This window comes from Sporichthyaceae bacterium, assembly GCA_036269075.1.
GTDB lineage: Bacteria > Actinomycetota > Actinomycetes > Sporichthyales > Sporichthyaceae > DASQPJ01.
Genome location: DATASX010000087.1, coordinates 53,030 through 73,870, shown reverse-complemented (window position 1 = coordinate 73,870; position 20,841 = coordinate 53,030). Strand labels below are relative to the sequence as shown.

15 protein-coding genes and 1 pseudogene are annotated in these 20,841 nt (G+C 68.4%); 14 read left to right on the top strand and 2 right to left on the bottom strand.

Annotated features, from left to right (window positions below; genetic code table 11):
* Positions 1-2: 2 nt before the first annotated feature.
* A complete protein-coding gene (locus VHU88_16330) occupies positions 3-6,893 on the bottom strand; it encodes an SDR family oxidoreductase (GenBank protein HEX3613257.1) in 6,891 nt (2,296 codons plus the stop codon).
* 1,177 nt (positions 6,894-8,070) lie between these two features.
* Between VHU88_16330 and VHU88_16325 the strand changes: the two are divergent.
* The 8 genes and pseudogenes from VHU88_16325 (at position 8,071) to VHU88_16290 (ending at position 15,052) form a co-directional block, all read left to right on the top strand.
* Positions 8,071-8,250 (top strand): annotated as a pseudogene (locus VHU88_16325) (SDR family mycofactocin-dependent oxidoreductase).
* A 77-nt stretch (positions 8,251-8,327) separates the two neighbouring features.
* Positions 8,328-8,453, top strand: coding sequence for an SDR family oxidoreductase (locus VHU88_16320; protein ID HEX3613256.1), 126 nt, complete (start codon positions 8,328-8,330; stop codon positions 8,451-8,453).
* Between the two features lie 111 nt (positions 8,454-8,564).
* A complete protein-coding gene (locus VHU88_16315) occupies positions 8,565-9,740 on the top strand; it encodes a 2-hydroxyacyl-CoA dehydratase family protein (protein HEX3613255.1) in 1,176 nt (391 codons plus the stop codon).
* A complete protein-coding gene (locus tag VHU88_16310; protein ID HEX3613254.1) occupies positions 9,737-11,080 on the top strand; it encodes a 2-hydroxyacyl-CoA dehydratase family protein in 1,344 nt (447 codons plus the stop codon). The genes VHU88_16315 and VHU88_16310 overlap by 4 nt, the downstream gene beginning before the upstream one ends.
* Positions 11,081-11,084: 4 nt before the next feature.
* The gene (locus VHU88_16305) at positions 11,085-11,993 is read left to right on the top strand and encodes an acyl-CoA dehydratase activase (GenBank protein ID HEX3613253.1); all 909 of its coding nucleotides are present in this window, start codon (positions 11,085-11,087) and stop codon (positions 11,991-11,993) included.
* Positions 11,990-12,766, top strand: a complete 777-nt coding sequence (locus tag VHU88_16300; protein HEX3613252.1) for an SDR family oxidoreductase — start codon at positions 11,990-11,992, stop codon at positions 12,764-12,766. Before VHU88_16305 ends, VHU88_16300 begins: the two co-directional genes overlap by 4 nt.
* Complete coding sequence (locus VHU88_16295) at positions 12,763-13,419, top strand: TetR/AcrR family transcriptional regulator (protein ID HEX3613251.1); 657 nt, start codon at positions 12,763-12,765, stop codon at positions 13,417-13,419. Before VHU88_16300 ends, VHU88_16295 begins: the two co-directional genes overlap by 4 nt.
* 4 nt (positions 13,420-13,423) lie before the next feature.
* Positions 13,424-15,052, top strand: coding sequence for an AMP-binding protein (locus VHU88_16290; GenBank protein HEX3613250.1), 1,629 nt, complete (start codon positions 13,424-13,426; stop codon positions 15,050-15,052).
* Positions 15,053-15,058: 6 nt separating this feature from the next.
* Here VHU88_16290 and VHU88_16285 read toward each other — a convergent pair whose 3' ends face one another.
* A complete protein-coding gene (locus VHU88_16285; protein ID HEX3613249.1) occupies positions 15,059-15,442 on the bottom strand; it encodes an STAS domain-containing protein in 384 nt (127 codons plus the stop codon).
* 198 nt (positions 15,443-15,640) lie between these two features.
* Between VHU88_16285 and VHU88_16280 the strand changes: the two genes are divergently transcribed.
* The 6 genes from VHU88_16280 to VHU88_16255 all read left to right on the top strand — a co-directional run bounded on the left by VHU88_16280 (position 15,641) and on the right by VHU88_16255 (position 20,840).
* Positions 15,641-16,828, top strand: a complete 1,188-nt coding sequence (locus VHU88_16280) for a phosphotransferase family protein (GenBank protein ID HEX3613248.1) — start codon at positions 15,641-15,643, stop codon at positions 16,826-16,828.
* 4 nt (positions 16,829-16,832) lie between these two features.
* On the top strand, positions 16,833-17,369 hold the full coding sequence (locus VHU88_16275) for a hypothetical protein (GenBank protein ID HEX3613247.1): 537 nt from the start codon (positions 16,833-16,835) through the stop codon (positions 17,367-17,369).
* On the top strand, positions 17,366-18,469 hold the full coding sequence (locus VHU88_16270) for a TIGR03857 family LLM class F420-dependent oxidoreductase (protein HEX3613246.1): 1,104 nt from the start codon (positions 17,366-17,368) through the stop codon (positions 18,467-18,469). Before VHU88_16275 ends, VHU88_16270 begins: the two co-directional genes overlap by 4 nt.
* A 59-nt stretch (positions 18,470-18,528) precedes the next feature.
* Positions 18,529-19,149, top strand: coding sequence for a TetR/AcrR family transcriptional regulator (locus tag VHU88_16265; GenBank protein HEX3613245.1), 621 nt, complete (start codon positions 18,529-18,531; stop codon positions 19,147-19,149).
* A 126-nt stretch (positions 19,150-19,275) separates the two neighbouring features.
* Positions 19,276-20,361: an LLM class flavin-dependent oxidoreductase gene (locus tag VHU88_16260; GenBank protein HEX3613244.1), complete on the top strand. Its 1,086-nt coding sequence runs from the start codon at positions 19,276-19,278 to the stop codon at positions 20,359-20,361.
* The gene (locus VHU88_16255) at positions 20,361-20,840 is read left to right on the top strand and encodes a nuclear transport factor 2 family protein (GenBank protein ID HEX3613243.1); all 480 of its coding nucleotides are present in this window, start codon (positions 20,361-20,363) and stop codon (positions 20,838-20,840) included. The genes VHU88_16260 and VHU88_16255 overlap by 1 nt, the downstream gene beginning before the upstream one ends.
* Position 20,841 lies beyond the last annotated feature (1 nt).

Genomic DNA, 20,841 nt, shown 5'->3' with positions numbered 1-20,841 from the left:
CATCACCAGCCCGAGGCGCTGTAGACGACGGACGCAAGCGCCTCGGATCCCCAGGCGAGTTCGCGGAGCAGCGCGAGGGTGCCCGCGGTGGGGTCGATCAGCCGGATCCCGCGGCGGGAGTAGTCCCGGGCGAGCTCCTCGGACACCATGCCGCCATGGGGTCCGGTGGGCGCCCACGGGCCCCAGTGCACGGTCAGGGCGCGGCATCCGGTGCGTTGCGCCCAACGCGCGCCGAGGGACTCCAGGGCGTCGTTGGCCGCGGCGTAGTCGGCCTGGCCCCGGTTGCCCAGCGCGGCGGCGATGCTGCCGAACAGGACGGTGAACCGAGGGCCGTCGGGCAGTTCGCCCAGGGCGTCGAGCAGGGCGCGCGCGCCGTCGGCCTTCGTGGCGAACACCCGTGCGAACGAAAGCGGGTCCTTCTCGGCGAACAACTTGTCCTCGACGACACCTGCCGCGAACACCACCCCGTCCAGGCGGCCGTGAGCGGCGTAGACCTCCTTGACCGACTGGGCCAACGCGGTTGGGTCAGCGGCGTCCACCGAGCGGTACTGCACCGGCGAACCCAGCGCCCGTAGTTCCGCAAGTGTCGTGCTCACCTCACGGGCGGCGAGCAACGCGGAGGCGGTCGCGTCGATCTCCGCCATCGGTACGCCCCGGCCGGCGAGCACCGCGCGCAATGCCTTGCGATCGTGCGCCTGCGCCGTGGCCGGCTCCTCGGGGCCCTCGGGCAGTGGGGTGCGACCCAGCAGCTCGAGGTGGCAGCGTGCCGCGCCGGCCAGCGTCGCGGCGAACCGGGCGGTGATTCCTCGCGCGCCGCCGACGAGCAGGACGACCGCGTCGCGGTCCAGCCCCAGCGCCTCGGCTTCTGACGCACCGTCACCAGCAGGTCCCGCGCCCGTGCTGGCCAGCACGCCGAGGGTGGACTCCGTGAGTGTCAGCCCGTGGCGGCCGTCCGGGCCGCGCAACACGACAGGTTCATGGTCGTCCGCGCACAGTTCGGCCACCAGGACCTGCGCGATGGCTTCGGCAGTCCCGTACTGAGGATCGGTCGGGGGGAAGTCGAGATCCACCAGCCGGACGACGGAGTCGGGGTACTCCCGGGACAGGCTGCGCATCAGGCCGCGCAGGCCGTCGGCGCGCCCGGGGTCGCCGCCGGGGGTGTCGTCGACGCGGCGGGCCGCCAGGAGCAGGCGCGGGCTCTCGTGCAGCACCGCTTGCAGCGCCGGCACGTAGGTCGGCAGCACAGCCGGCCCGTCGCCGCACAGCGGGTCGAGGAACAGGACTCCGTCGATCGGGCCGTCGGCGGGGGAGGTCTCGTGCGTGGCCTCCCGGGACACGGCCTCGGCGCCGTGCGTGGCGAGCAGGGTCGTGACCGCCCCCACCGTGTCGTCACCGCCGAGCAGCAGGAAGCGCCTGCCGGACAGGCCTTCCATGCCTGCCTCGATGTCGGGAAGAGGTGTCCGGGCGAACACCAGGCGAGCCGGTGCATGCCCGGTGATCGCAGGTTCGGCAGGCGCGAGGGGTTCGGCGGCGACCGGTTCCACGGAGGCTGTCGCGGACGGTGACGCCAACCGGGCGCTGATCCAGTCACTGATGGCGGCGGCGGTGCGGGCCCGGGACAGTTCCTCCAGCTCGGCGTCGCTCAGCGCGTCCAGGCCGACGTCGTCGTTGCCGCCGGTCAGGCGCCGGGCGAGCAGGCCCACGATCTCGGTGCGTTTGATGGAGTCGACCGAAAGGTCGCTCTCCAGATCGAGATCGGGCTCGATCATCTCGGCGGGGTAGCCGGTGCGCTCCGCGATCGTCTCGATGACGGCCCGCAGCACGGCATCAGGGGTGATCAGGGTTTCCGTGGCCGGGGCCACGGCGACCGCCGCAACCACCTGCGGCACTACGGCGATGGTCTGCACGGGAGCCGACAACCGAGCCGGAACTGACGACAACGGCGCCCCGAGGTGGGCCAGCAGGACGTCGCGTTGCGCCGCGATCATCTCCCGGCCGGTCCGGACGAAGTCCGCGATCAGCGACTCCACCGCGGAGGTTGATCCGTGCCCATTTGCGTTCGCTGCCCAGGGAAGTTCCGTGATCCGGGCCGGTTGAAGCGCGCCGGGCAACAGTGCTCCGTCGGCGGTACGAACGAGATGCCCGTCCACCGTCCAGCCCGCCCGACGTGCCGCCTTGGCCCGGCCGGCGTCGACGGCGTCTCGCCCCCGCAGCAGGCGTCCTGGATCGACGTGGACCCCGGCGACGGCCAGCTCCGCCAGCGCGTCGAGGAACCCGGCTATGCCGTCTCGTCTGCCCTCGACGGATATTGCGCGGTGCGGCCGATCCCCGAGAACGGCCGAGACGAACTTGGTGAGCACCGAACCGGGGCCTGCCTCGACGAACACGCGGGCTCCGGCCGCGTACATCGCCTCCACCTGCTCGGTGAACCGCACCGGCGAGACGAGCTGGGCGACGAGCTCTGCCCGGATGGCAGCGGGGTCGTCCGGATAGGGGGCGGCGGTGCGGTTGGCGAACACCGGCAGTTCGGCCCCGCGGACCTCGCGCGTGGCGAGCACCTCGGCGAACAGCGCGCCGGCACGCGCCACGACGGGACTGTGGAACGCGCACGCCACCGCAATCTGCTTGACCGAGAAGCCCGCCTCGGCCAGATGCGTCATCGCCTCGGTCAGCTCGGCCGTCGCGCCGGAGATCACTGTCTGCCGCGGGGTGTTGAGGTTCGCAAGGACCACTCGGCCGAGAAGCCCGCAGGCCTTCAGGACCGCCTCGACCTCGGCGGCCTCGGCGACCACGGCGGCCATGGCACCCGGGTCGTTGCTCTCGCCGACCGCCTCGAGGATGACGCGGCCGCGCTCGTGGCTGAGCAGCGGAAGGTCGGCGACCGCCAACGCGCCGGCTGCGCACAGCGCCACCAGTTCGCCGTAGCTGTGTCCGCCGAGAAGGTCCGGGCGCACGCCCGCCATTGCCAGCAGGTCGGCCGCCGCGAGGCCGGCCATGCCCAGGGCGGGTTGGGCGATCCGCGTGTCCAGGACCCGCGCCCGCTGCTCGGCTACCGCCTCCGGGGTGAACGCCGCCGCGGGGAAGAGCACCTGTGCGGATTCGGGGCCGAGCTGCAGGTGCCGGTGCAGGAACGGGAAGGCCGTGAACAACTCGGCGAACATGCCGACGCGCTGGCTGCCCTGCCCAGGGAACAGGAAGGCGGTCCGGCCGGTCTCTGACGCACCGTCATCCGACGGCCCGTCAGCTCGATCGCGGTCGGCGAGGTGCACGCCGGCGGAGGGCGCATGCTCACCTGCGGTGGCGCGGCGGAGCAGGCAGACGAGTTCGGCAACATCCGAGGCCACGATCGCGACCTGCACCGGGCCGTGCCCGGACTCGGCCCGGACAGACGCGGTCAGCGCGAGATCACGGAGCCGCCACGGGCTGTGCGGGTCCTCCGCCAGGCGCAGCAGTTGGCTCACCTCGACCGTGGCGCCGGCCGGGTCCGCGCCACGGAAGACGAAAAGTTCCGCGGGCCAGTGGTCCAGCCCGTGCACGGGCCGCAGGCCGTCGTAGGCGCGCAGGACGGCGTGGAAGTTGGTTCCGCCGAAGCCGAACGAGCTGACGCCGGCCACCCGCTGTGCGGCGGGCGTGGGCCATGGACGGGCCTGGGTGTGGAAGGCGAATGGGCTGGTCCCGGCCTCCCAGGCCGGGTTAGGTCGCTGCAGGTGCAGGGTCGGCGGCTTGACGCCCGTGTGCAGCGCCAGGGCGGCTTTGATCAGCCCGGCCAGCCCGGCGGCGCATTTCGTGTGGCCGATCTGGGACTTGACCGATCCGAGCGTGCAGCCCTCCGGCACCGCGCCTGAATCCTGGAACAGCCCTGTCAGCGTGGTCAGTTCGGTGCGGTCCCCGACGACGGTCCCGGTCCCGTGTGCCTCGACCAGGCCGACCGCTGCCGGGCTGATGCCGGCGCCTCGGTATGCCCGGTCCAGCGCAGCCCGCTGTCCTTCCGGTCGCGGTGCGGTCAGGCCGAGTGAGCGCCCGTCACTTGCGCTGCCGACTCCGGCGACCACGGCGTAGATGCGGTCCCCGTCGCGTTCGGCGTCGGCCAGGCGCTTGAGGACCAGGCAGGCCACGCCCTCGCCGAGCGCGATGCCGTCGGCCGAGGAGTCGAACGGACGCGAGTGTCCGGTCGGGGACAAGGCGTGCACGGAGGCGAAGAGCAGATAGTCGTTGATCCCGTTGTGCAGGTCGGCCCCGCCGCACAGGGCCATGTCCGCGGTCCCCGCGAGCAGCTCTTTGCAGGCTACGTCCAGAGCCGCCAGCGACGACGCGCATGCAGCGTCGACGGTGAAGTTCGATCCACCCAGATCCAGCCGGTTGGCGATTCGGCCCGAGATGACATTGGACAGCACACCGGGGAAGGTGTCCTCGGTGATGACCGGGAGTTGGGCCGCTATCCCTTCCGGAACGCTGCCCAGGTAGGCCGGCAGCAGTGCTCCGATCACACCCGCGCCGGACAGGTCGCTGCCCGCTTCGGCGCCGAAGATCACACTGGTGCGAGAGCGGTCGAAGCTCCGGCCGGGTGCTGTTGTGTCCCCTTGGCCGAGCGGGTCGTACCCGGCATCGACGAGGGCGCGGCGGGCAACCTCGAGTGACAGCAGCTGAACGGGCTCGATGCTGCCGAGGGCCGTCGGTGGGATCCCGTAGCCAAGCGCGTCGAACGGCACGGGCGAGAGGAACCCACCCCACTTCGACGGGGTGGTGCCCGCCCCGCCGTCGGCGGACCAGTAGCGGGCCGGGTCCCAACGTTGCGGTGAGACCTCGGTCACGGCGTCCCTACCCGCGACGATGTTGGCCCAGAACGCGGCCAGGTCCGGCGCCTGTGGGAAGACGCAGGCCATGCCGACCACGGCGATATCCATCGGTGCCGTGGGTCCACAGGTCGGTTGCGACTCGCCGTCAATAACCTGACGCAGCGTCAGTGCTCTTTCGGTGAGCAGCTTCGCAGCGCCCGTGCTGACGGCGGTGTGCAATTCGGCGACGGTCGTGACGCTGTCGCGCAGGACGGCCACCTGACCGGCCATGAACATGCCGCGGTTGACCTGTTCCTGCTCGGCGACCTCGACGAGGTCGGCCCCCACCCGTTCCAGACCTTTGCTGGCGATGCGTAGCCGGCCGATGTTCAGGCGTTCCAGGCGCTCCCAGATCTCCCGGTCGGCCACGCCTTCGGCACGCAACCGTTCACGCAATGCCTCGAACTCGGCGGCGAATGCGCTGGGGAGGCAACGAGTGACGTGACCCGGTGCGGTCTGCAGCAGCGTGGTCTCCTGGGCGCGCAGCACCTGACGCTGGAACTCCGGCTGCACGGCGCCGCAGGCCACAGCCTCGGCGGTGAACAAGTAGGCGGTTCCCATCAGGCACCCGGCCGCCACCCCGCCGGCACCGGCAGAGCGCGGCGCGAGCGGCGCGGCCAGGGCGGCAACCAGCGCGGCCGAGCGTTCGTCGTGGATGCCACCGGCGAAGAGGACGTCGACCCGTTCCTGGCCTTTCGCGGATGCCAGGAAGTCCTCCAGCACCGCGAGCTGCGTCTCCCACAGCGCGAAGCTGTGCCGCGGCCCGATATGACCGCCGCACTCCGCACCCTCGAACACGAAACGGCGAGCGCCGTCGGCGAGGAACTGTTGGAGCAGGCCCGGGGAGGGCACATGCAGGAAGGTGGTGATGCCGACTTCCTCCAGCGCCCGCGCCTGCGACGGCCGGCCGCCGGCGATGATGGCATGGGTCGGACGCACCGCCATGACCTCGGCAAGCTGTGCGCTGCGGACGTCCTCCGGGGCGAACCCCAGAAAGCCCACGCCCCACGGTGAATCGCCCACAGCGGCAGCGGTCTGCGTGAGCAGCGTTCGCGTCTGGTCGGCTCCGGCGAGCGCGAGAGCCACGAACGGAAGCGCTCCCGAGGCCGCGACCGCCGCGGCGAACTCCGGCTGATCGCTCACCCGCGTCATCGGCCCCTGGACAACTGGCAGGGCGGTGCGCAGCTGCTCGCACAGCGGCGCCGCCGGACCGAGCCACCCGGCCGCGGCGTCCGGCACAGCCGCTGCGGCCGCCAACTGTGAGATCGACTCCCGTACCGCGTTCAGCGCCCGCCCGGTGGTACCCCAGCGTTCCGCGAACATCGCCGCCAGTGATCCGTCCTGACCCACGGCAAGCTCGATCCCGATGGTCTGCTTGCCTCGGCGGCCCTTGAGGATCCGTCGGCCGTCCACGACCACGGTTTCCGATCCGTCCATGCGGCGCACCAGGGCCGCGACCTCGCCCGGGATCGAGGACTCGGACAGCAACGCCAGCTGGCTGTCCAGGACGACCCCGGCCGCGCCGGCCGCGACCGCCGCCGCGGCGGTTCGTGGCCCGATGCCCCCGCAGGCCCAGATCGGGACTGAGATCTCCGGTGCGGCCAGCAGTTGCTGCAGCAGCACGAACTCGCTCAGTTCGCCGACCCGCCCGCCGCTCTCGGCACCTCGCGCGATCAGGCCGTGCGCCCCGGCCGTGACGGCGTCCAGAGCCTCGGCCAGGTCGATGACCTCGATGAGCAGGCGATGGTGGTCGCGGATCTGTGCGGGCTCCCAGCCGGCGACGACGCCCGACGCCAGCAGCACCGTGGAGGGCGGGCAGTCGGCCGCGCGCAACTCCACCGGCGACACAGCACAGCCGGGGGCGACCCTTACGCCGTACGGGCTGCGGGCGTCGGCTCCCAGCTGCGCCAGCGCCTCTCGCGCGGGCCGGTCACCGGCCCCCAGGTCCAGCACCCCGAGTGCGCCGGACGCGCACACGGCCGCGGCCAGGCCGGCGTCGGGCCGGTGGAACGGTGAGATGCCGATGACAGCGTCGGTCCAGCCCCAGCGTGCGCGCATTGCTCGTCCCCTCGTGGCGCTGTGGCGGTCTGCGCCGGAGAACTCCGGGCGCGCATGGCGTAGCGCCGCAGAGATGTCGTGCAAAACCGTTCAGCCGGTGCTTATCGGTTGTTCATGAAGACGTGCAAGGCACGTTCTACAGAATTCGTCACGAACTGCGGCCGAAATAGGTGAATGGGCTGGAGTGCCATCGCTATTTCGATGTGAACATACAAGGCGCTGGACACGCCGCGTCAAGTAAAAACCGCACGGACAAAGATCTTGACAAGGACCTCAAGATCTCGATTGCATGCGTCTATCAGCTTTCCGGCGGACCTGGATCACCGCGGTCCTGCCGGATCCTGAGGCGACTCGGTCACCGGCCGGGATTCGTTTACCTGCCAGCAACAAACCCGAGGGTGGGTGCACTTTCGTCGCGACCGTGTGCGCAAAGTCGCAGGCGGAAGCTCCACGGCTGGGCCGGCTCACAGATGATTCTTGTCCTCCCACGGACACTCAGAACGCTCGGTGTCCGGGAGGTGAATCGATTTCGTTCGATAATGTCAGCTCCGCCGGCCGCCACAAGTGGCATCAGAAAGCCGCGAAGGGCCCGGCTGCGAGGTTCAGCGCGCCGGTAAGGCGTCCACCTCGCCGGAAATGGATGCGCGCATATCGAAGCGCGACCGGCCTTACAAGCGCCTTGAGCGCGCCTCCGATTAGCGGTCAGGGATTCCCGGGGTGACCGCGTACGGCGCAGGACCGTGGCGGCCCCCGGCGCAAGACGGTCGGCACTTGGACAACGGCAGGTTTCGGTCCTTTCACCGCCCTGTACGGTCAGGCACTCGTTTCCTCTGGGGAAAGGCTTGCCTGAGGAAAGGCTTGCCTTTTACCAACCAACTAGATGGTTGGTACACGATCAGGTTCTACACCGCATCCACACCGAGCACAATGGTTTCTCCATCCGGTCGACGAGGGAGGGTCGGATAGTGCGAAGAACGCAACACCGACGACGCACCGGGAGGCAGCCAGACAAATCCTGACCGACCCTGCGACACCTTGGACGGGAACCGGCTGAGATCCGGCTGCCACGGATGCCCGTGACGACAAGGGAGCGAAGCCCCGTGGGACGTCTGACCGGCAAGGTCGCCTTCATCACACCGGCGCAGCCCGCGGGCAGGGCCGGCCGCACGCGATCCGGATGGCCGAGGAGGGCGCCGACATCATCGGCGTCGACATCTGCGAGCAGATCGGCTCGGTGCCCTACCTACTCGCGACGATGGACGAACTGGCGGAGACCGCCGAGCAGGTCGAGAAACTCGACCGTCGCATGGTGTTCGGCAAGGCCGATGTGCGTGACCTCGCGGAGCTGACCGAGGTCGTGGAGCGTGGTGTGCGCGAACTGGGTCGGCTGGACGTCGTCAGTGCGAATGCCGGTACCTGGTCCGCCGGCACCTGTTGCCGATCCCCTGGACGGAGGCCGTCGACATCTCCAACACGGTGTTGTTCCTGGCCTCCGACGAGGCGCGGTACATCACCGGTGTCACGTTGCCGGTCGACGCCGGCTTCCTGGCCAAGGTCTAGCCGCCGGTGACCTTCGGCCCCGGTCGACGGGGCTCGGCTCGCGGATGAGCCCGCGGGACTGCCCGCGGAACTAATCTTGCATAATTGAGTGAGACTCAGCAAGATGGCCGAATGCAAAGCGTCCCGGCCGCCTTCATCGCTGCCGCCAGTGACCCCCTCGGGTACGCCGAGGAATGGAAGCGGCGCACCGGTCGGCCGGTGGTAGGTACGTTCCCCATGCACTTCCCGGCCGAGGTGGCGCACGCGGCCGGGGCGTTGACGATGGTGGTCCAGGCCTCCAAGGAGGCGGTCACGGTCGGCGGCGGGAGCTTCTACCCGTTCTTCTGCGGCTACACCCGAAGCGTCGTGGATCAGGCGACGAAGGGGCGACTGGACTTCCTCGACGCCGTTGTGTTCGGCGACCACTGCGTGCAGATGCTCTCGGCCGCCGACGTGGTGCGGGTGCGCCGGCCGCAGTTGCACGTCGGGTTCCACCAGTTGGTCCCCGCCCTGCGCGACAACTGGTCGTTGCCGAACGCGGAGCGGACCCTGCGAAACTGCGTGGCCGATCTGGAGGAGCAACTCGGCGTCGAAGTGAGCGACGACGCGATTCGGGAGTCGATCGCTCTGTACAACCGTGGGCGTAGGGCAGTCCGCGAGCTCTACGAGCTGCGGCGGTCCGGGCAGGTCGACCTGACCGGGCGTCAGCTGCAGGACATCGTGAAATCCTCGATGGTGATGGACCGTCAGGAACACACGGCTCTGCTGGAGGACTTCTGCGCGCAGATGCGTGACGCGGCCGGTCGGACCAGCGACCGTCGAGTTCCGGTTTACGTCTCCGGGCATCTGTGCCACGCCCCGAAACCGGAGATCCTGGATCTGATCGAGGACTGCGGCGCGGTGATCGCCGACGACGACCTCTACACCGGATTCCGGTACGTCTCCTGCGACGTCGAGGAGACCGGTGACCCGGTGCAGGCACTTGCGCGCTGGTACATCGAGCGCAACGAGGTTGTGCCCTGCCCGACCCGGTTGGACCCGAGCACGGACTGGGACGGCTTCCTGCTCGATGCGGTACGTCGGTCGGGTGCGCGGGGCCTGATCGTCCTGCTGGTGAAGTTCTGCGAGCCGCACTACTTCTACTACCCGCGGATCAAGGCCACTTTCGAGAGCCATCAGGTGCCGCACCTGCTGATCGAGACCGAGCACGAGACAAACGCCGCGGGCAACATGCGCACGCGGATCGAGGCGCTCGTGGAGCTGATCCGACGCACCGAGCGCCCAGCGCGGGAGGAAGTTCGTCCATGACCGTCGCAACCGCCGGGCCGAAGCGCGCCAACCGTCTGCAGGCAACGAAGCGCAACAACCAGATGGTGACCGCGTACTGGGAGGAACTGTTCCGGGCTCCGGAGGAGGGGCGCCTGGTCTGCTGGTACGAGGGCATCCAGATGAACCCGATCCTGCAGGCCGCTGACGTCGCCTGGTGTCACGGGGAGGCCATGTCGGCCCTGCTCGCGGCCCGTAATCAGGAGGGTCCGGCCCAGGCGGTCGCCGAGGCGCAGGGTTACGACCGTGAGCTGTGCTCCTACGCCCGAACCCATATCGGCTGCGGCGTGCTGACCCAGCAGGAGCACAACCCGGATGACGACCTTGCTCCGTTGCCCGGGGAAGCGTTGCCCGAGCGGAATCTCGGCGAACGGGTGCCCGTCCCCGACATGATCATCAGCGCCTACCCGTTCTGCTCCACCGGGCAGCAGTGGGACGACATGCTCTATCGCACCTTCGGCAAACGGGTACCGATCTTCAACATCTCGATGCCGTGGATCTGGGGCAACAAGTCGAGCGCGAAGTACATGGCGGGCCCGGAGTTCCGCGACGCCGTGGACTTCATGGTCGCGCAGCTTCGCGAGTGCGTCGCCTTCATCGAGGGCCGGACCGGCAAGCGCTACGACTGGGACCGCCTGAGCGAGCTGATGGGCCACATCAAGCAGGCCTCGGAGCTGCGGCTGGAGGCGATGGCACTATGCCGATCGCGCCCCTCGCCGGCCTCGTTCTTCGAATGGACCAACTCGATCGCTCCGGTGAACTTCCTGCCCGCCGGGCCGGAGATCGTGGAGTACTTCGCGGACAAGAAGGCCGAGATCGCCCAGCGACTCGTCGACGGTGTGGGTTCGGTCCCGCAGGAGCGCTACCGCCTGTACTGGGACGGCATCATGAACTGGAACAAGATCGGCTGGCTGGCCGACAAGTTCGCCAACTACGACGCCTGTGTGGTCTCCGGCCGCTACACCCACCTGGGCTTCTGGCAGGAGCCTCAGGTCATCGACCTCGACGACCCGTTGGACGGCATGGCGCAGAACTTCCTGTCCTGCCCGATCTCGATCTCGGCCCCGCAGGTGATCGAGAAGACGATCGAGCACTGCCGGGACTACTCGATCGACGGGATGATCCTGCACGGTGCGCACACCTGCCGGGCCTTCTCCTACCCGCAGTTCCTGATCGGTGAGGCGGTCGGCAGGGATCTGGCCATCCCCTCGGCGATGTTCGAGGGCGACATGGTCGACGAGTCCTTCTACTCCGACGAGCTGGTCAACAGTCGGGTGGAGGCGATGCTCGAGCAGATCGACGCCCAACGGGCCCGGGCGTAGCCCGATGAGTGCCACCGCTTTCGTGCTCGGCCTGGACTTCGGATCGACGACCGGCAAGGCCGTCGTTCTGGACGAGTTCGGCGCCATCCGCGGTGCTGCGGTCTCCACCGCGGCAACGATGTCCGACCTCGGGGTCCGAGAAGCCATGGCCGATGCCCTGCGCCAGGCGGGAATCGAGGAGTCCGAAGTCGCTCGCGCCGTGGCCACCGGTTACGGCAGACGGATGCTGGACATCGCCGACCGCACGATCACCGAGATCACCTGCCATGCCCGCGGAGCCGTGCATCTGGTCCCTGCGGCGCGTCTGGTCGTCGACATCGGCGGACAGGACTCAAAGGTGATCGCGATCGACGACAACGGACTGGTGGCCTCGTTCCACATGAACGACCGATGCGCGGCAGGCACCGGGAAATTCCTGGAGACCCTCGCCACTGCCTTGGACGTGGAACTGGAGCAGATGGGGCCCCTGGCCCTGGAGGCGACCGAGGACGTGCAGATCTCCGCGATGTGCGCGACGTTCGCCTCCACGGAGGTGATCAGCCTGCTGGCGGAGGGCCGGAACCGCATCGACCTGCTCGGCGGCGTGCACGCGGCGGTGGCCCGGCGCACCAGTGGGATGATCGCTCGGGTCGGTGTCCGTGAACCTGTCGTGATGACCGGGGGAGTGGCTCGGAATCCTGCCGTCGTGGAACATCTGGAGCGAGAACTGGGCATCCGGTTGGTCCTCCCGGAGCAGCCTCAGGTGGCCGGGGCGTTGGGTGCGGCGTTGTTCGCGCTCGACGACCTACGCACCGAGGGTTCTCGGCGACCGGTCGACGACGAGACGCACGATCCCGCTGTCGAGCGGTCCGGCGGGGCGTGTGCGCCGGCTTGCCCGGCGAACAACCTCATCACCCTGGAGACTCGTCGGTGAGCAAACCTCTGGAGCAATGCGCGGTTGTGATCACCGGCGGGACCTCCGGGGTGGGGCTCGCCGCCGCGAACGCCTTCGGCGCCGCGGATGTAACACGCCTGGTGCTGATCGGACGCAACGCCGAACGCGGAGCGGCCGCTGTCGACCAGGTGCTCGAGGCATACCCCAAAGTCGCCGTGCACTTCGTCGCGGCCGACGCGAACGACCCGGCGGCCGCGGTCGCGGCCGTTGACGAGGCCCGGGGATTGCTGGACGGTTTGGACGTGCTGGTCAACTCGACGACCGCGGACTACTGCCCGGCGCTGCTGCGCGATGTCCCGATCGAGGACATCGCCGCCGCCCTCACCCAGCAGGCACTGGCACCGATGCACATGAGTCGCGCAGCGCTGCCGGTGATGAGCGCGCAGAACTTCGGAGTCATCCTGAACATCGCCTCCGACGCGGCCAAGGTGCCCACCCCCGGCGAAACCGTCATCGGGGCGGCGATGGCAGCCATCGTCATGTTCTCCCGCACCCTTGCCATGGAGGCCAAGCGCAACGGCGTCCGGGTCAACGCGATCACCCCGTCGCTGGTCACCGACACCGAGACTTCCCGTCGCGTCATGAGCGACGGATTCTCGAAGAAGTTGTTCGAACGCGTCGCCGAACTTGCGCACCTGGGGCTCACAGCGCCGGAAGATCTTTCGGCGCTGATCGTCTTCCTTGCCGGACCGGGTGCGGCTCGCATCACCGGCCAGGCGATCAGCGTCAACGGAGGGATTTCCGCCGGATGAGCAGCCGCACCGGAGCCGTCCCGGACCCGAAACGGCAGACCCGATTGCGGATGGCACCGGAGGAGCGAGAGGCCGAGATCCTCGCCGTCGCCCGGGGTCTGCTGCGTGAGGTCGGGTACGAAAAGTTCCTGCCCGCTGAGGTGGCCCGCCGCTGCGAGGTCTCCGAGGGCCTGGTCTACCGCTACTTCCCTACCAAGCGGGACCTGTTGGCCCGGGTGGCGCAGGAGTGGCTGGCCGAGGTGTTGGTGCACGAGCCGGACATGGATACCTGCGGCTCGGCGGCCGAGGGCCTGCGAGCAGTTGTGGACTACGCGTTCGAAGTCATCCGCGCCGAACCTGCTCTGACCCGCTACATCCTGCTGCAACTGCGAGCGGAAGCCGATTTCCGCGGCAGCGCGGTGCATCTGCTCAACCGGCGCCTGACCGAACACTTCACCAGGGTGGTCGAGGCGGCAGTCGCCGGCGGGGAATACCGCGACGACGTGCCGCTGCCGGTGATCCGGGACATGATCTTCGGTGCCATCGAGCACCAGACCTGGGCCTACCTGCGCGGCGAGGGTGACTTCCCGCCGCGCAAGGTCGCCGCAGGAATCGCCGATGTCATCCACAAGGGCATGCTGGTCCGGCGGGCCCCCAAACGGCGGAAGGCGTGACGCCGTGCTCGTCGAGTCCTACTGGCCGGGGGACACCACCCAACCGCTGCTGGACGTCACCCTCTCCGACCTGCTGAGGGCCGCCGCGTCGACGTGTCCGGACCGAGTGGCTGTGGTCGAGGGCACGCCCGATCCGGAGACGCGCCGGCGATGGACCTATCGAGAGTTGTTGGCCGGTGCCGAACGAGTCGCGCGTTCTTTGCTGGCGCACTTCGAGCCCGGCGAGCGGGTCGCCGTCTATGCGGCCAACTGCCCCGAATGGCTGTTGCTGCAGCACGGCATGAGCCTGGCCGGCCTGCTGCTGGTGCCGCTCAACCCGGCCTACAAACGCGAGGAGGTGGCCGCGATCCTGAGCAGTTGCCAGGCTGCGGGGATCTTCTTCGGCCCGCCGTTTCGCGACAACGACCTGTCCGCGAACGTCGAAGCGACAGCGCTGCCACACCTACGGGTTCGCGTCCCGCTCAGCGAACTGGACGACTTCCTCGCCGATGCCCACGCAGCGACGACCCTGCCGGTCGTGTCCCCGGGGGATGCCCTGCAGGTGCAGTACACCTCCGGCACCACCGGTGTCCCCAAGGGCGCGGTGCTCCATCACCGCGGCGTGGTGAACACATCGCGATACGTCGCGCTGCGGGCCGGCTTCCGCGACGGCGGAGTGTGGTTGAACGCCATGCCGATGTTCCACATCGGCGGATCAGCGGTCACGTCGATCGGCTGCCTGTCGCGCCGCGGGACCTACGTGCTGGCACCGGGATTCGACCCGGCCTCGACCCTGCAACTGATCGAGAGCGAACGCGCCGAGACCATGCTGGTCGTACCGACGATGATCCTCGCTCTGCTGGACCATCCCGACCGGACCAGGCACGACCTTTCCAGTCTGCGGACCGTGTGCTCCGGTGCCGCACCCGTTCCGGGACAGTTGGTGGAACGGACCAAGTCGGTTTGGAACTGCGGATTCACGATCCTGTTCGGGCAGACCGAGATCAACGGCGTCGTCTGCCAGACCAGTCTTGACGATGCTGTCGAGGACCAGGCGAACACTCTGGGCAAGCCGCTGCCGCACGCCGAGGTGAAGATCGTCGATCCGTGGCTGGACAAGATCATGCCGCTCGGTGAGGTGGGCGAGATCTGCGTCCGCGGCTACCAGACGATGCGTGGCTATCTGGGCCTCGTCGAGGACACTGCCGCGACATTGCAGGAAGACGGTTGGCTTCGCACCGGCGACCTGGGTTGCATGGACGAGCGGGGATACGTGCGGATCGCAGGCCGGTTGAAGGACATGATCGTGCGCGGCGGCATGAACCTGTTCCCGCGCGAGATCGAGGACGTAATTGCCCAAGCGCCCGGCGTCGCTGCGGCCGTGGTCATCGGTGTCCCGGACGAACGCTGGGGCGAAGTCGTCGGAGCGGTGATCACCCCGTCAGATCCGAACCGGCCGCCCACCCCGGAAGAGCTGAACTCCCACTGCCGTCGGCATCTGGCGGCACACAAGTCCCCGCGGCATTACTACTTCACCCTCACGCTGCCCCTGACGCCGACAGGGAAGGTTCAGCGCTTCCGGCTCACCGAGATGGTGGCTCTGCGCAGCCTGCAGGCCGAACCGTGGACGCCGGAGCCCGCGCCGACGACTTGACCGGCTTCAGGCCCACTCCAGGTTCCTGTCGACCACTGCGCGCAGGAATCCCAGGCGCGCGTCCAGATCCGCAGGTGGGGTGACCCGGAACGCCCAACCAGAATCGTGCGCTTGTCGGTACACCTCGTTGAGCAGCCCGAACCCGGCCGGATCGAGCTTCGTCACGTCGCTCATGTCGACATGCGCGGTCGCCGCGAACGGAACGAGCGGACAGACGGTGCGCCAACGCTGCGCGGCGGCCTGCAGCAGGTCGCCGCCGGCACGGTCGAAAACTCCGGCCAACCGGACCGATTCGTCCTGCCGGCCCGAGGCGGGAGACCGGTCGCGATAGGGGCGACCCTGCGCGCGGTCGACGAGTGGTGAATCGGTGGACAGCGCTGAGTCAGTCATCTGCATCCCTTCGAGATCAAGCACGGCGAGAGGACGAGCCGGTCGGAGCAGTCGGGTCGGCGGTGGGTTGTAAAGCATCTTGCGGGATTGAGTGAGACTCAGCAAGATGTCCGGTGCAAAACGTTTCGAGCCCAGTGCGTCGGTCGCCCGTCCGCCTCCCGGCGGTCGGCGGCCGACCGTGCGGCAAGGAGATTGCCGATGTCGTCGAGAACCTGCACCTGGGTCGAGGAGCGAATTGCGGCGTTGGACTCGCGCCATCCGACCGAGACGGTGAATGCGCAGGTGCTGGGCGAGAAACTGCGCAGACGAGGCCAGGTCCGCCATGCGAGCCGCAGTCTGCACGACGTGGCGGGGCAACTGGAGAAGGTCCTCGCGACCAACCTCGACGGGCCCTTCACCGTCTCCGGGCTGGGACGGCTCGCCGGCGGCGCGTCCAAGGAACAGTTCGCCTTCGACCTGGAATGGTCGGAAGGTTCGGCGACCCGGCAAGAACGCCTGGTGCTGCGGCTCAATCCACCGGCCTCGGTCGTGGAGACCTCGCGACAACGCGAGTACGAGGTGCTGCGCGCACTCCATGGCCTCGTACCGGTTCCGCAGCCTTACTGGGCCATCACCTCGCGGGAGCCGTTCGGCGAGTACGGGATCATCTGCGCCTTCCGGCCCGGGGTCGCCGCCCCGACCAAAGGCGGTGGTGGACCGTCGGGCCTGGGGACCGCCTACGGAGAACTGGCTCCCCACCTCGGCGAGCAGTTCGTCGACCACCTCGCGGCGTTGCACGCGCTGGACACCGACACCCTCGACCTTCCCTCCTTCGATCGTCCCCGTGTCGGCACGACCGAAGCGGCCGACTGGCGCATTGCGCTGTGGGACCGGGTCTGGGAGGAGGACACCTTCGAGGCCCACCCGACCATCACCCTGACCCGGGAATGGCTTTGGGCCAACCGGCCGATCCTCGACCGGGTCTCCTTGGTGCATGGCGACTACCGGAACGGCAACTTCCTGTTCGACGAGGATGCCGTCGCGATCACGGCGATCCTGGACTGGGAACTGGCCTATCTGGGCGACCGGCACCACGACCTGGCCTATCTGATGCTGGTGGGCTGGGGCCAGGACGACGCGGCCACCGGGAAGTACCTGTGCAGCGGGTTGCTGGCCGCGGAGACCTTGATCGCCAGGTACGAGGCGAAGTCTGGGCTGACGGTGGATCCGGACCGGTTGCGTTACTACACCGTCCTGAACATGTACTGGGCGATGGTTGCCTGCTCGGCCACGTCCACGCGCATAGCTCAGGAGCAGATGACGCACCTGGACGTGATGATGCCGTTCGTGACCGGCCTGGGGATGTTCTTCTCGCACGAACTGAACAAGATCCTCGCGGAGGCCTGAGCCCATGATGCCGACGGTCGCCCAACAACTTGCCGGGATCCGCAACACCATGACCAAGGTGGTGATCCCTGGTCTCGACCCGGCCGACCGCTTCGCCCAGGAGCAGTCCGGCCTGATCGTCGCAACACTCGATTGGATCCTCGACGTGCAGCACTCCGAGTACACCTACGAGGCAGTTGAGAACGCCGCTTACCGCGAGTTGTTGCCGAGACTGGCGGACACCGCCACCGACTCCGCGCACGTGGCGAAGGCCGAGGAAATGCGGGCTGCGGCCGCCTCCGCCGGATCAGTGGCGCCGGACCTGCCGACCCTGGACGCCGTGCGAACGCACACTCGTCGGTGCAAGGAACTCGTCGACCAGTTCTACGGAGCCATGGCCGCCAGTGGTGACGCCGGGCTCTCCTCGGCCAAGAGGCTCGTGCTGGCCACGGCCCAGAACCAGGCTCGGCGCGATCAGTCCTGGTTCCGGATGACCGGTTTCCCCAAAGAGGTCGACGGGGACATCGCCACGGTGCTGGCGTCGATCGGCAGTGGCGGGTGACGACCACGATCGAAGCGCCGACGTGGGCCGGGCCGCAGTTGCGTGGGATGACGCCCTGCGGGCCGTTGATCCCGGAGATCGGGATCTGCCTGCTGGGTGGGCGTACCCAGGACCCCGTTCGGGCCCTCGAGGAGGTGGTCGAGGCCGAGGAGTTGGGACTGTCCGCCGTCTGGATCGCCGAACGCTTCGACTCCAAGGAATTGGCCGTGCTGTGCTCGGCGATGGCCGCACGCACGAAGCACATCCGGCTCGGGTTCGGTTCCATCGCGGTCGGCAGTCGTAACCCCGTCTACACCGCGGCCACCGGGACCACGTTCCAGGGGCTGTTCGGCGACCGGTTGATGATGGGTCTGGCGCGTGGCCTGGGGGCGGTGCTGAACAACCAAGGAATGTCGGTGCCGACCATGGCCGGGTACGAGGATTACATCGACATCCTGCACGCACTGTTCGCCGGGCAGACCGTCGATTACGACGGCCCGCTGGGCCGGTTCCCGCACGCCCGACTCGTCGACATCCCGTCCGCGCCGCGGCCCACGATGTGGAACTCCAGTTGGGTTCCCGGCCCCAAGGCGTTGGAGCTGACCGCCCGCAAGTTCGACGGGCTGTTCCTGGGCACCGAACTGACGGTCGAGGCAACCCGGAAGATCGTCGATCGAGCCCGCCACGAATGCCGCAGGATCGGGCGCGATCCCGATTCGCTGCACGTGGCCAATTGGTGCATGATCTCGCCCGATCTTCCGCCGGAGGAGGAAATGCTGCTCATCAACGCCCGGATGGTCACGCACCTGTCCTTCCCCGGCATCGGTGATCGCCTCGTCGAGGAGAACGGCTGGGACCGACGCGAGATGGACGAGGCGCTGGGCCGCAAGGAGATCAGCCGCGACGGGATCATCGCCGATCAGGCCTACACGCGGGAGCAACTGGTCGCGGCCGGGGCGGCCCTGCCGCGCGAGTGGATCGAGACCGGGTGCATCATCGGGTCGGCCGAGCACTGCGCAGGCCGGATCCGGGAATACCTCGACGCCGGCGTGCATCACGTCGTCCTGCACGGCGCCTCACCGGCGCAGGTGGCACCGGTTCTTGCCCACTGGGCAGCTTGAGCGGTCCGTCGTCGGCCTTGCTGCGCGGTCGGGTACTGCCTGTCGGTTACCGTTGCGTCATGTCCAGCGAGTTGGCCCTCCCGCCGCGGTCGCGTGGCCGCCGACAGCGGGCCGCGCCGACCCGTGAGGCGATAGCCGAGTCGATGCGTGAACTGCTGAAGACCCGTCGGCTCGAGGCGGTCACCGTCGCGGAGATAGTCGAGCTGGCGCAGGTCTCCCGGCAGACGTTCTACTCGCACTTCGAGACCAAGTACTCGGTCGTCGCAGCGCTGGTCGAGGACATGGGCGAGACGATCTTCGAGCGGTGGGAGCATTTCTTCGCCGAGGACGGCCCGATCGACGAGGCTGAACTCCGGGAACTCGGGCTGGTCACCCTCGGGCGCTGGCGCGAGCAGGCGACGCTGTTCTCGGCGACCATCGAGGGTTGGCACAACGACCGGGAGGTCCACGACGTCTGGAACGCCGTCCTGGAGCGTTTCGCGGCGGCGCTGGCCGAGCGGGTCGAGCGAGTCCGTGAACCGCAGGCGGGCGACGACATGCTGTTCCCGGTGCTGATCTCCCTCTACGAGCGTTCGGTGTACCTGGCCGTCAGCGCTCCCGAAGGCCCGCTCGGTCGCTCCGACGAGGAGCTGGCCGAGGTGCTGGCGCACGTCTGGTTGCGTTCGCTGAATCTCGCCTGACCGATCTTTCACGACAGCTTCCGGCGCAATGTCGGGCTTTTGCGCGCAACTACTTGACACGTGTCAATACAAGCGTCAGGGTTTGCGTCAAGCGACCCAGATCACACGTCCGCGTTAGGAGCGGTCATGAGGCTCGGACTCCTGCAGGTCATGCAGAACTGGCACAAGGATCTGACGGACCATCAGACCTGGCAGAACGAGATCGGGATGGCCCTGGAGGCCGAGCGTCTCGGGTTCGAGTCCGTCTGGTGCGTCGAGCACCACTTCGAGCGCTACGGCATGTGCGGGGACAACATGCAGTACCTGTCCTACCTGGCCGGGCGCACCTCGACGATCAACCTGGTGCCGGGCGCGGTCATCCTGCCCTGGAACGACCCACTGCGGGTCATCGAGAAGATGGCGATGCTCGAGTACGTCGCGCCCGGGCGGGTGGGCTTCGGCGTCGGACGTGGACTGGCCAAGTGCGAGTACCGCGGGATGCGCCAGGACATGAACGAGTCGCGGGAGCGGTTCGACGAGGCAATCGAGATGATCCTTCGTGGCCTGGACACCGGGATCGCGGAGAACGACGGCACTTACTACCAGCAACCCAGGGTCGAGGTCCGCCCACGGCCGTTGAAGGGCTACCGCGACAGCTTCTACTGCGTGGCGATGTCGCCGGACTCGCAGATGGCCGCGGCCCGCTGCGGGGCGACCATGATGACGTTCATCCAGCACGCCATCGAGAACCACGTCCCGGGCATCGACGCCTGGCGCGAGGAGTACGCCAAGCACAACCCCGGCCGACCGGTGCCGGCTCCGAAGCTCACCGACGTCACACTGTGCCACGAGGACGCCGAGGAGGCCGAGCGTCTGGCGCACGAGTACATCGGCGTCCACTTCGGCACGGTCATGGAGCACTACGATTTCGCCGGCGACCATTTCAAGGACACCAAGGGCTACGAGGCCTACCAGCAGGGTGCGGACCTGATCAAGGCCGCCGGGCTCGACGGGGCCCGGACCGCCTACATCGACGCGCAGAACTGGGGAACGCCCGAGCAGATCATCGAGAAGTATCACGAGCGTCGGCGGGTTGCCGGTGAGTTCGAACCGCTGGTGGTCCTGTCCTACGCCGGGATGCCGGACGACGTCGCCCGAAACAGCCTGCGTCTGTTCGGCAAGAAGATCGCCCCGGCGATCCGGAACTTCGCCGCGGTACCGGCCGGGGTCTGATGAGCACCCTCACCCTCGAGCAACGCGTCCAGGCACTGGAGGACCGCAACGCGGTCATCGAACTGGCCGCCTCGTACAACCGTGGGGTCGACTCCTACGACGAAAACCTCTGGATGTCGGTGTTCCACCCCGACGCCGAGTATCTGATCGGGGACACCTTCGGCAACCACTTCGGCCATGCGCAGATCCGGGCGATCCTGCACACACTGCGGGACTACTTCGTCGAGATCCACCACTACGCCACGAACATCGTGGTCGAGCTTGACGGTGACAGCGCCAGGATGCTCGTCGACTCCGACGTGACGGCGACCGACCGCAAGGGCCGCGCCCTGATGCTCGCCGCCTCCTACATCGACACCTGCGAACGTCGCGAAGGAAAGTGGGCGTTCAGCAAGCGGGACATCACGCTGCACTATGCGACCCCGGTGGACACGCCGTGGAGCAACGACCCCGCCTCGCGGTTCGTGCTGGACGCCTGAG